The 10887-nt window shown below is 67.0% G+C and carries 10 protein-coding genes; 5 read left to right on the forward strand and 5 right to left on the reverse strand.

The annotated features are described in order from the left end of the window. Positions 1 to 286 precede the first annotated feature (286 nt). The 3 genes from AC1RBA_RS22155 to AC1RBA_RS22165 all read left to right on the forward strand — a co-directional run bounded on the left by AC1RBA_RS22155 (position 287) and on the right by AC1RBA_RS22165 (position 1988). Complete coding sequence (locus AC1RBA_RS22155) at positions 287 to 787, forward strand: methylated-DNA--[protein]-cysteine S-methyltransferase (protein WP_230502205.1); 501 nt, start codon at positions 287 to 289, stop codon at positions 785 to 787. Further along, the gene (gene xerD / locus AC1RBA_RS22160) at positions 784 to 1701 is read left to right on the forward strand and encodes a site-specific tyrosine recombinase XerD (protein WP_257218035.1); all 918 of its coding nucleotides are present in this window, start codon (positions 784 to 786) and stop codon (positions 1699 to 1701) included. The genes AC1RBA_RS22155 and xerD overlap by 4 nt, the downstream gene beginning before the upstream one ends. 80 nt (positions 1702 to 1781) lie before the next feature. After that, the gene (locus AC1RBA_RS22165) at positions 1782 to 1988 is read left to right on the forward strand and encodes a hypothetical protein (RefSeq protein WP_070223057.1); all 207 of its coding nucleotides are present in this window, start codon (positions 1782 to 1784) and stop codon (positions 1986 to 1988) included. 66 nt (positions 1989 to 2054) lie between these two features. On the opposite strand, the gene AC1RBA_RS22170 is transcribed toward AC1RBA_RS22165, so the two are convergent. Genes AC1RBA_RS22170 through AC1RBA_RS22180 form a run of 3 tightly spaced genes read right to left on the reverse strand, consistent with a single transcriptional unit; the run spans position 2055 to position 7540 of the window. Then, positions 2055 to 3332 (reverse strand): TolC family protein, encoded by a 1278-nt coding sequence (locus AC1RBA_RS22170; protein WP_492419845.1) that lies wholly within the window; start codon positions 3330 to 3332, stop codon positions 2055 to 2057. After that, complete coding sequence (locus tag AC1RBA_RS22175; RefSeq protein WP_492419846.1) at positions 3319 to 6423, reverse strand: efflux RND transporter permease subunit; 3105 nt, start codon at positions 6421 to 6423, stop codon at positions 3319 to 3321. Before AC1RBA_RS22175 ends, AC1RBA_RS22170 begins: the two co-directional genes overlap by 14 nt. Then, complete coding sequence (locus AC1RBA_RS22180; RefSeq protein ID WP_492419847.1) at positions 6416 to 7540, reverse strand: efflux RND transporter periplasmic adaptor subunit; 1125 nt, start codon at positions 7538 to 7540, stop codon at positions 6416 to 6418. Before AC1RBA_RS22180 ends, AC1RBA_RS22175 begins: the two co-directional genes overlap by 8 nt. Positions 7541 to 7778: 238 nt before the next feature. Between AC1RBA_RS22180 and AC1RBA_RS22185 the strand changes: the two genes are divergently transcribed. Together AC1RBA_RS22185 and AC1RBA_RS22190 are read left to right on the forward strand one after the other, a co-directional pair. After that, complete coding sequence (locus AC1RBA_RS22185; protein WP_070287908.1) at positions 7779 to 8459, forward strand: response regulator transcription factor; 681 nt, start codon at positions 7779 to 7781, stop codon at positions 8457 to 8459. Then, positions 8452 to 9849, forward strand: coding sequence for a sensor histidine kinase (locus AC1RBA_RS22190; protein WP_492419848.1), 1398 nt, complete (start codon positions 8452 to 8454; stop codon positions 9847 to 9849). The genes AC1RBA_RS22185 and AC1RBA_RS22190 overlap by 8 nt, the downstream gene beginning before the upstream one ends. On the opposite strand, the gene AC1RBA_RS22195 is transcribed toward AC1RBA_RS22190, so the two are convergent. Both AC1RBA_RS22195 and AC1RBA_RS22200 read right to left on the reverse strand, forming a co-directional pair. Further along, the gene (locus tag AC1RBA_RS22195; protein ID WP_070287737.1) at positions 9841 to 10152 is read right to left on the reverse strand and encodes a hypothetical protein; all 312 of its coding nucleotides are present in this window, start codon (positions 10150 to 10152) and stop codon (positions 9841 to 9843) included. The two genes, AC1RBA_RS22190 and AC1RBA_RS22195, sit on opposite strands and share 9 nt — an antisense overlap. Further along, positions 10152 to 10871, reverse strand: a complete 720-nt coding sequence (locus AC1RBA_RS22200) for an MgtC/SapB family protein (protein ID WP_205602420.1) — start codon at positions 10869 to 10871, stop codon at positions 10152 to 10154. The genes AC1RBA_RS22195 and AC1RBA_RS22200 overlap by 1 nt, the downstream gene beginning before the upstream one ends. Positions 10872 to 10887 lie beyond the last annotated feature (16 nt).

Consider the following 10887-nt stretch of genomic DNA (forward strand, 5'->3'; position numbering starts at 1 on the left):
GTGGGGGAGTGGTCTATAAAAACGGTATTGATACCGGGGATATATTGAGGAGACACACGTTTCACAGAAGTTGTTGAGTCATAGCTGTCTGCGGCCACAAGCCGGCACCGGCGGACCCAAACGACCGGGAACGTGAAGCAATATTTGAAGCGCACCGGCTGGTGCGCTTTTTTTTCGTGCGCGGGAAACGTCCGCCGGCACGCCCAAAGTCGGTGCATAATTCCCGTGGCGCGGTTTCCGGCGCCGGCAAGTTGCATATATGCCACACTTGAATAATGATCAGCAGATGAAAAAACAACAGGGCAGTGAACTGTTCAGCGCCATCGTGGCCGCGCCGTTCGGCGCCATGGGCGTGCGCGCGCAGGACGGCCAAGTATGCGAATTGGTCTACCTGCCGCCGCACTTTGCCGAGAAAGACGCGCAGGATGCCGTCTCCGAGCGGGCGTGCGAACAACTGGCGCGCTATTTCCGCGACCCCGATGCGCCGTTCGACCTGCCGCTGGCGGGCCTGGGCAGCGCTTACCAGCAACGGGTATGGGCGGCGATCGCCGGTATCCCGCGCGGCCAGGTGCGCACGTATGGCGACGTGGCGCGCCTGATCGGCTCGGCCCCGCGCGCCGTCGGCCAGGCCTGCGGCGCCAACTGGTTTCCCGTGGTGATCCCTTGCCACCGCGTGACGGCCGCCGGCGGCCTGGGCGGTTTTGCCCACCATGACGATGCGACCGGCTTCCACCTGGGCGTCAAGCGCTGGCTGCTGGCGCATGAAGGCGTGGAAGCTTACCGATGATGAACAGTCTGCTGGCGCCCGACAACGCCACCCTGATCGACGAATTCTGCGACAGCCTGTGGCTGGAAGACGGCCTGTCGAAAAACTCGCTCGATGCCTACCGGCGCGACATGCGGCTGTTCGCCCGCTGGCTGGAAGTGGCGCGGCCCGGGCGCGAGGGCCTGTACGAGGTATCCACGGCCGACATCGAGGCGTATTTCGCCGCCCGCCACGACGAAAGCAAGGCGACGTCGTCGAACCGGCGCCTCTCCGTGCTCAAGCGTTTTTACCAGTTGGCCTTGCGGCACAAGCATATCGCGGCCGACCCATGCCTGAAGATGGTGTCGGCCAAGCAGCCGGCGCGCTTCGTGCATACCCTGAGCGAAGCGCAGGTGGAAGCCTTGCTGGCGGCACCCGACGTGAGCACGCCGCTGGGCTTGCGCGAGCGCACGATGCTCGAACTCATGTATGCCAGCGGCTTGCGCGTGTCGGAACTGGTGGACTTGCAATCCGTGGAACTGAGCCTGAACGATGGCGTGCTGCGCATCACGGGCAAGGGCAGCAAGACGCGGCTGGTGCCGTTCGGCGAACAGGCGCGGCTGTGGATCGAGCGCTACCTGAAGGAGGCGCGCGGCGTGATTCTCGACGGGCAGATGGACGACGCGCTGTTCGTCACGCGGCGCGGCGGCGCCATGACGCGGCAAATGTTCTGGGTCATCATCAAGAAACACGCGCTGAACGCGGGCATCACGGCGCCGCTGTCACCGCATACCTTGCGCCACGCGTTCGCCACGCATTTGCTCAACCATGGTGCGGACTTGCGTGTTGTGCAATTGTTACTGGGGCACTCCGATATTTCCACCACGCAGATTTACACGCATGTGGCCCGTGAACGGCTGAAACTGCTGCATGCGCAGCATCATCCGCGAGGCTAAACATTTGGAGTTTGCTCCAACTACGTCATAATGTGCCTTATATGCTTATCTGTAACATCTAAAAACTAAAGAGGTAGTAAATGGCCAAGACAAATTTCCAATACGAAAAACGGCAAAAAGAGCTGGAAAAGAAGAAGAAAGCCGAGGAAAAAGCCAGGCGCAAGCTGGAAGCGAAGAACAATCCGAAGCCGGCCGACGGCAGCGAGGGCGATGAGCCGGAAGCGGACGACGCAGACGTCGACGCTGATCCAGCCGCCGCTGGCGACGCTCCTGCCCAGCCGCAGTAATTCCCCTGTTTCTGACGACCGGTGCGGCATGGCCGCGCCGGTCTCCCCGCGTTTTTCCTTCCCCCGCTACAAGCGCGGCCGCTGGCCGATCGCCAGTTGCAGCTGCGTGCTGGCGATGGCCGCATCGGCGCGCGCCTGCACATAACCCTGATATGCCTCATCGGCCGAACGCTGCGCCGCCAGCCATTCCAGCAGTGAGGCATTGCCACTGAAGTAGGACAGGCGCATGCCGTCGACCACCTTTTGCGCATCGACCAGCACGCCGTCGCGGTAGCGCGCCAGCCTGTCCTGCGCCGCACGCAGCTGCCGCTGCGCCGTGCGCACCTGCGTTTCCGCCGTCAGTTCCGTCTGGCGCAGGGCCAGCATCGCTTGCGTCACGCCCGCTTCGGCCTGCACCACGTCACCCTTGTCGCGCCGCGACAGGGGGATGGGGATGGCCAGCGATACGCTCAAGGCGCGCGAGCGCGGCGACCCGTCGACGGGATTGCCGCTGGCGTCAACGCCGTCATGGTAGCCGCGCGCGGCGGCCAGGCCCACGGTGACGGTCGGGTCGACCGAGCGGTTGGCGCGCACGAGCGCCGCGCCGTCGCGCAGATTGTCCACGGTGGCGCGGGCGATGCGCACGTCGCTGCGCTCGCGCAGCGCCTGCGGCACCAGGGTGCTGGCATCCTGGTCGGCATACGCGGCGAAGTCGCAGGCCAGCTGCGCGTCCGGAAACAGGCTGTCGAACTGGCGGCCCAAGGGGGGCGACAAATTCAACATGGCGCTGTCCGCCTCGCTGCGCGCCTGCGCCAGCTCGGCCTGGAACTGGTCGCGTTCCACGCGCGACTGCAGCAGCTCGATGCCGCCCACGTCGCCCGCCTTGCGCCGCACGGCATTCGCGTCGACGACTTTCGACAGGGCCGCCATGGTCTGCTCCTTGCGCGCGAGGACCTCGCGCGTGCGGCACGCTTCCGTGAACGCGGCGGCGGCCGTGCCATACAGTTCGCTTTTGAAGCCGGCCACCGCTTCCTCGGCCAGCGCGACATGGCTGTGCGCCGCCTTCAAGCGCGCGGCGCGCTTGCCGCCCGTCTCGATGGCCATGCTGATGGCCGGATTCCATGTAATTGGGCGGTGTTCGATGCTGCGCACGGTCTCGCGCGTGGCGCCCAGGGTGAATTCGGGATCGGGACGCAGGCCGGCGATGCCGATGCCGGCCTTGGCCGAGACGATGTCTTCCTGCTGCGCCTGCAATTCCAGGCTGTGGCTCTCCACGGCGGACAAATAGGTCTCGAAGGTCAACGGGGCGGCGCTGGCGCAGGGGGCGATCAGCCAGGCCGCCAGCAGGACTTTAAAACGTGTCATGGTTCACTCCTTCGGTATCGATCCGGCGTTGTTGTACATACGCCTCGATCAGGTAATACAGGGCAGGCAACAGCAGCAGGGTCAGCGCCGTCGCCGTCACCAGACCGCCCACCACGACGGTGGCCAGCGGGCGCTGCACGTCGCTGCCCAGGCCCGTCGCCAGCATGGCCGGCGTCAGGCCCAGGGCGGCCACGGTGGCCGTCATCAGCACGGGACGCATGCGGTCGCGCGCGCCTTCCAGCACGGCGTCGCGCAAGCTCATGCCTTCGTCCGCGCGCAAGCGGTTGATCTGCGCCAGCATCAGCACGGCATTGAGCACGGCCACGCCGAACAGGGCGATGAAGCCGACGGCGCTCGACACGTTCAGGGTCATGCCGCGCAGGTGCAGCGCGGCCAGGCCACCGAGCATGGCCAGCGGCACGGCCAGCAAGACCAGCGCGGGCTGGCGCAGGTTGCGGAACTGGCCAAACAGCAGCAGGAACATGGCGCCCAGGGTCATCGGCAGGATCAGGGCCAGGCGGCTTTGCGCGCGCTGCAGGTTTTCAAACTGGCCGCCCCACTCGACGCTGATGCGCTGGTGCTCGCCCGCCACGGCTTGCGCCACCAGCGGGCGCGCTTCGGCCAGGAAGCCGGCCAGGTCGCGTCCGCGGGCATTGAGGCGCACGATGATGTGGCGCCGCCCCATTTCGCGCACGATCACGCTTTCGCCCGAGGTGGTGCTGATGGTGGCGACCTGCGCCAGTGGCACCCTGGCACCGTTGGCGGCCGTGAGCTTCAGGCTGGCGATGGCGTCCGGGCTGGAGCGCGTGGCGGGCGGAAAGCGTACGGCGATGTCGTAGCTTTTCTCGCCCACGTAGACCTGGCCAATGGGCGCGCCGCCGATGCCGGTGGCAATCAGGTCGGCCACGTCGGCCGCGTTGATGCCGTAGCGGGCCGCCTTCGCGCGGTCCAGTTCCACCTTCAGGTTGGGCAGCGGCGGCTCCACGTCCACCGCCACGTCGGAGGCGCCGTGGACAGTCTTCAGCACATTGGCCACCTTGCCGGCGATGGCGCGCACCTCATCGAGGTCGTTGCCGAAGATTTTCACCGTCAGGTCGCTGTGCGCGCCCGACAATTTGTCCTGTACGCCATCGATCATCGGCTGCATGAAGGCGACTGTGACGCCGGGCATGCGCGCGAAGCGTGCGTTCATTTTCGCGATCAGCTGCTGCTTGCTCATGCCCGACTTCCAGCTTTTATAGGGATGCAGTCCCACGCTTGCCTCGATGTGCGACGGCGTCCAGTAATCGGTGCCGTCGTCGTTGCGTCCCGTCTGCGTGACGATGGTCGACACTTCCGGGAATTCCAGCGCGGCGCGGCGCAGTTCGCTGGCCATCTCCGACGCCTTGTCCAGGGTGATCCCGGGCGGCATCTGCACCTGCAGCCACAGCGAACCCTCATCGAGGTAGGGTAAAAAATCGCGGCCGATGCTGCCGCCCAGGATGGCAAGCGCTGCGAGCGATCCTGCGCACACCATCGCCACCCAGCGCTTCTTGCCCACCATGCGTTCGAGGAAGCGCCCGTACGCGGACGCCAGCTTGTCCAGCGCGCGGTTATGGAAGGTGCGGCGCGGCTTGCGCAGGGCCAGCCAGGCCAGGCCAGGGATCAGCACCAGCGCCACCACCAGCGCGCCCACGAGCGCCGCACCCACCGCATACGCCATCGGTGAGAACAGCTTGTACTCGATGCGCTGGAAGGCGAACAGGGGCAGGTAGGCGGCGATGATGACGGCCATGCCGAACATGATGGGCCGCGCCACCTGCAGGGTCGCCTCGATGGCGTCCTGCAGGGTCAGGGGACGGTCCTGCTCCCGTTCGCGGCGGCGCAGCATGTTTTCCAGCACCACCACGGAACCGTCGACGAGGATGCCGAAGTCGATCGCCCCCAGGGACAGCAAATTGGCGGGAATCTTAAAGTGGTGCATGAAGATAAAGGCGATCAGCAGGGCCAGCGGGATCGTCAGCGCGACGATGGCGGCCGCGCGCGGGCTGCCCAGATACAGCAGCAGCACGAGGGCGACGAGCAGCATGCCTTCGCCCAAGGTAAATCCCACCGTGTGCAGGGTGGCGTCGATCAGCGAACTGCGGTCCAGGTAGGGCACGACCTTGACGTCCTTCGGCAGCACATTCGCATTCAAATCGTCCACGGCCGCATGGATGCCGGCCAGCGCCTCGGACGGGTTGAAATCCTTCAGCAACAGGGTGATGCCTTCGATGGTGTCGGGGTTGTCATCCTTGCCGAGGATGCCGCGCCGCTCCACGTTGCCGTAGGCGAGCTTGCCCAGGTCCTTCACCAGCACGGGCACGCCGTCCTTGCTGCTGACGACGACATTGCCCATGTCGTCGAGCGAATGCAGCAGGCCCACGCCGCGCACCACGTACGATTGCTGGCCGCGGTCGATGACGCTGCCGCCGCCGCTGAGGTTGTTGGCGTTGATGGCGTCCTTCACCTGCGCCAGCGAGAAGCCGTAGCTGTCCAGTTTTGCGGGATCGAGTTCCAGCATGAACTGCGTCGTCAGGCCGCCGAAATTGCTGACGTCGGCCACGCCGCGCACTTGCTGCAGGCGCGGGATCACGGTCCAGAACTGCAGCTCGGACAGTTCGCGCAGGGAGCGCGTTTTCGATTCCAGCGTGTAGCGGTAGATTTCGCCCGTGGGCGAGGTGTAGGGATCGAGTCCCGGCTTGGCGTCGTACGGCAGGTTCACGCTGGCCAGGCGCTCCTGCAACCGTTCGCGCGTGAAGTAGCCGTCGCTGCCATCCTCGAACACCACCGTGATCAGCGACAGCGCGAACAGGCTGCGCGTGCGCAGCACGTGCATGCCGGGCGTGCCGAGCAGGGCGCGCTCGAGCGGGATGGTGATCTGCTGTTCGATTTCCTCGGCGCCCAGGCCCGGCACCTGCGTGACGATCTGCGAAGTGACGTCGGCGATGTCGGGATAGGCTTCGATGGGCAGCTGCTTCCAGCAGTAGACGCCGTAGACGGCGACGAACAGCAGCACCAGCCAGACGATGCCGCGCCGCTGGCAGCAGGTGGCGATGAAACGGTCAATCATTGAGCAGCACTCCTTCCTTGACGACGATGCGTTCGCCCGCTTTCAGGCCGGCGAGGATTTCCACCTGTTCTCCATGGCTGGCGCCCACTTCCACCGTGCGCGGCGTAAATACCAGCGGGCTGCGCTCGACCATCACGCGCGTCGATGGGCCGCTTTGCAGCACGGCGGCCGCGGGCACGAGGAGGGCGCGGCGGCTGGCGCCGGCGAACCCCGCGTGGGCGAACATGCCCGGCTTGAAGGTGCCGGCGCGGTTGTCGATGGCCACGCGCACTTTCACCGTGCGTGTCTCGGGATCGAGCACGGCGCCCACATACGCGACCTTGCCCTCGAAAGCCTTGCCGGGCCAGGCGTCGACGGTGATGCGGGCCGTCTGGCCCACGGCCACTTGCGCCAGGTCCCTTTCGGCCACGTTGGCCGACAGCCACACGGTGGAGAGATCCGCCACCGTCATGACGGGCGCGTTGATATCGTTCCAGTAGCCGCCCTGGGCGCCTTCCATGGCGATCACGGTGCCGGCGATGGGCGAACGCAGCACGTAGTCGCGGCGCGAACCGCGCGCGCCGGCGCCGTACTGGGCCAGCTTGTCGGCGCTGGCCTGCGCGTCGCTGCCGGCCTGCGCAAAGGCCGCCTGGGCCGCCTCGTATTCCTTGCGCGCGGCGATTTCCGCCTCGAACAGCGTTTTCTGGCGCTCCAGTTCCTGGCGCGCCTGCAGCAGGGCGGACTTCGCCTTGCTGTCGTCCGCGTAGGCGGCACTGAGTTCCGCCGAGTCGAGCGTGAACAGCGGGTCGCCCGCCTTCACGCTGTCGCCCAGGGCGCGCTGCAAGCGCGTGATGCGCCCGGCCAGGGGAGGCGTGATCTTCACCAGTTTTTCCGGCATCGCTTCGATGCTGCCCGGTGCCTCCGTCTGCGTGGCGATCTCCTGTTCCTGCACGGCGGCGATCTGCAGGCGCTGGCGCAGCGGCGACATCCTGTCGACGGCGATGCTGCCGTCGTCCAGATGCATCGATTGGACGGGCGGCGTGGCTGCCGCCGTCGGTTTGGCGCAGCCGGCCAGGGCCGAGCAGGCGAGAGCGAGGGCGCAGCTGGCGCCCAGGGCGTTGCGGGTGGTCGTGTTCATCCCGTGTTTCCTTGTTATTGATGGTGATGGGGCATGCGTGGATGCCGTGCCCAGGCGGTCAGTCAGAGGGGAGCGCGGGCAGCGGTATGACAGCGCCGGAAAAGCATAGCAATGTGCTCCTGAAGAAGCGCCCAAGAACGCCTGAATCATTCTTCAGGTTGCGTGCGCGCGCGGTGTGGCGCGGTAAAATGCAAGGATGGAAAATGCGGGAAAACACAGCACAATGGGAAAGGCAGGCATGAGAATCCTCCTGGTGGAAGACGACCGCAAGGCGGCACGCCTGCTGGCCCGTGGCTTGCAGGAAGAAGGCTTTGTCGTCGACGTGGCGCACAGCGCGGAAGAGGGCGAAGACGAAAGCTACGCCGTCGACTACGACGCGATCGTGCTGGACTGGATGTTGCCGGGCAAGCAGGGCATCGATTTTTGCCGCGATTTGCGCGCGCGCGGCATCCAGACGCCCGTGCTGATGCTCACGGCGCGCGACGCCACGGCCGACCGGGTGGCGGGCCTGAACACGGGCGCCGACGATTACCTGACCAAGCCGTTCGAATTTGAGGAGCTGCTGGCGCGCATCCGCGCCTTGCTGCGCCGCTCCGACATCAGCCGCCCGCTGGTGCTGGCGCTGGCCGACCTGACGCTCGATCCCGTCAGCCACCAGGCGACGCGGGCCGGCGCGCCGCTGGTGCTCACGCCCAAGGAATACGCGATTCTGCTGATCCTGCTGCGCCAGGCGGGCGAGGTGGTCAGCCGCGCGCGCCTGGCCGAGCAGATCTGGCAGGCGGATTTGATCGGCATCGACAACCTGATCGACGTCCACGTGCGCAACCTGCGGGGCAAGGTCGATGCGCCGGGTTTGCCGCCCCTGATCCACACGGTGCGCGGACGCGGCTTCCGCCTGGCGGAAAACCACGGTGGCTAGCTTTCGCAAGCGATTGCTGCTGGTGCACCTGGCCGTCATCCTCGCCATCGTCGCCTGCACGGCGCTGGCCGGCTACTGGGGCCTGTCGCGCGCCGTGCATGGCCAGCTCGATGCGGCCCTGCTGGCGCTGGCCGAGACGGAAATGGCCATGCTGCCGGCCGCGCCGCGCCAGCCCGTGCAGGTGCACGAGGTGGCGCCGGGCCTGGCGCCGCCGTCGTTGACGCGGCTGGACCGCCTGGTGCAGATCATCGATGGCGAAGGCCGCGTGCTGGCGCGCAGCCGCAACCTGGAGGCGGCGCAGCTGCCGGCGCCGCCCGCCCTGCTGGCGCGCCTGGCGGCCGGCGAGACCGTCTTCGAAACCTTGCCCAAGTTTGGCGAAGAGCCGCTGCGCATGGTCTCGATTTCCGTGCCCTCGTCCGGCGCGCGCCTGGCGGTGCAAGTGGCCGGTTCGCTCGACGACACGAATCACGTGCTGGCCGCGGCCACCGTGCTGTTTGGCGCCATGGCGCTGGCCTTGCTGGCGGCCGTGGGCCTGGCCGGCGAAATGCTCACGCGCCGCGTGCTGGGCGCCATCGACGACGTGGTGGACCAGGCGCATTCGATCGGCGAAGCCAGCCTGCACCAGCGCCTGCCCCATCCCGGCACGCAGGACGAGATCGGCCGCCTGGTCGATACCCTGAACGCCATGCTGGACCGCCTGGAACACGGCTACGATGCGCAGCGCCGCTTCACGGCCGATGCTTCGCACGAACTGCGCTCGCCCCTGTCGCGCCTGCGCACGGAAATCGAAATTACCCTGCGCCGTCCGCGCGAAGCGCCCGAGTATGTGGACGCGCTGGCGTCCTGCCTCGATGAAGTGCAGCGCCTGACGACCCTGGTGGAAGAACTGCTGATGCTCACGCGCCTGGACGTGGGGCAGGAGCGCAATGCCGTGGAAACCATCGCGCTCAATCCGCTCGTGCGGGCGGCCGCGCAGCGGCTGGAAAAGCCGGCAGCGCAGCGCGGCATCCGCATCGTCTTCGATGACAGTGTGGCCGTGCACGCGCGCGTGGCGGCCGGCCCCGTGGACCTGGTGCTGGCCAATCTGCTCGATAATGCCGTGAAGTTTTCGCCACCCGATAGTGTCATCAGCGTGCACGTGGCGCGCGAGGGTGAACATGCACTCGTCGGCGTGGCGGACGCGGGACCGGGCATCGGCGTGGAAGACTTGCCGCATCTGTTCGAGCGCTTTTACCGTGGCGCCCAGGCGCGCGCGGGCGAGGCGCCCGGCTTCGGCCTGGGCCTGGCCCTGTCGCAAGCGATCGTGCACGCGTACGGCGGCAGCATCGAGGCGCGCAACCGCCCGCAAGGCGGCGCGCTGTTCCTCATGCGCCTGCCCGCGTCAAGCTGAGGGGGCGACGCCTTCCCAGCGCACCTGCCGCACTTGCGGCCAGGCGCCCGCGCGGTTGACGAAGCGCACCAGCACGGCGCGCTGCACGGCCTGGCACAGCACCGTGGCGATCAGCCGCACCACTTGCCGGGCTTCGTCCCAGCTGCGCAGCATCTGCGACGGCGCCAGGCCCGCGTCTTGCAGTTCGGCCAGCAGCAGGCGCACCACGTGGTCGGCTTGCGCCGCGGGGCAGGTGACGGTCAGGCGGTAGGTGGCCATGACGGGACCGCGCCTGGCAAACCAATGGAAGAATTTTTTCATCATCACACTCCCCGTTCAGCGACAAATTCCGCGTTGTTCACGAGCGCCCAGCGCACGGCCGAGACGCTGCCTTCCAGGCTGACCTGGCTGACGATCTGCTCCAGCAATCCCAGGCTGGAGACGGGCGTGAGCAGGTCGGCCCGCACTTCGATGCGCCCGGCCTGCGCCGCGTCTTCGCTGTGCAAGGATTGCAGCATCAGCGCCGGCATGCCGCTGATCAAGCGCAGCATCAGCTTGCGCACTTGCACTTCCTGCTCCGCCTCGCACACGGCCGTCACGCGATAGATGCTTTCCGTCTCGATGCCCGCTTCGCTGCCGTGCGCGTTGATGCGTTGCGCCAGGTGGCGCAGCACCAGGTTGGCGATCAGCACGAAGCCCGTGCCGATGGCCGCTTCCAGGGCAAACCCCAGGCCGCACAGGATGCCGATGGCGGCCGAGCACCACAGGGTGGCGGCCGTGTTCAGGCCGCGCACCGTCATGCCTTCGCGCATGATGACGCCGGCACCGAGAAAGCCGATGCCCGACACCACCTGCGCGGCGATGCGCATATGACCGGAGGCATCGCCTTCGAGCACGGAAACCATCACGAACAGCGAGGCGCCGACGGACACCAGCGCATTCGTGCGCAGGCCCGCCATGCGCTGGCGCAGCTGGCGTTCGGCGCCGATCATGGCGCCCAGGGTCAATGCCGCGGCAACGCGCAGCGCAAAGTCAAATACCACCATCAGTTTCTCCCGG

The sequence above is a fragment of the Janthinobacterium sp. GW823-FHT03B06 genome (assembly GCF_058796955.1).

Coding starts and splice junctions, on each gene's coding strand:
- AC1RBA_RS22195 (WP_070287737.1), bottom strand. CDS start 10,152: ATGATGAAAAAATTCTTCCATTGGTTTGCCAGGCGCGGTCCCGTCATG.
- AC1RBA_RS22180 (WP_492419847.1), bottom strand. CDS start 7,540: ATGAACACGACCACCCGCAACGCCCTGGGCGCCAGCTGCGCCCTCGCT.
- AC1RBA_RS22185 (WP_070287908.1), top strand. CDS start 7,779: ATGAGAATCCTCCTGGTGGAAGACGACCGCAAGGCGGCACGCCTGCTG.
- AC1RBA_RS22155 (WP_230502205.1), top strand. CDS start 287: ATGAAAAAACAACAGGGCAGTGAACTGTTCAGCGCCATCGTGGCCGCG.
- AC1RBA_RS22170 (WP_492419845.1), bottom strand. CDS start 3,332: ATGACACGTTTTAAAGTCCTGCTGGCGGCCTGGCTGATCGCCCCCTGC.
- AC1RBA_RS22175 (WP_492419846.1), bottom strand. CDS start 6,423: ATGATTGACCGTTTCATCGCCACCTGCTGCCAGCGGCGCGGCATCGTC.
- xerD (WP_257218035.1), top strand. CDS start 784: ATGATGAACAGTCTGCTGGCGCCCGACAACGCCACCCTGATCGACGAA.
- AC1RBA_RS22165 (WP_070223057.1), top strand. CDS start 1,782: ATGGCCAAGACAAATTTCCAATACGAAAAACGGCAAAAAGAGCTGGAA.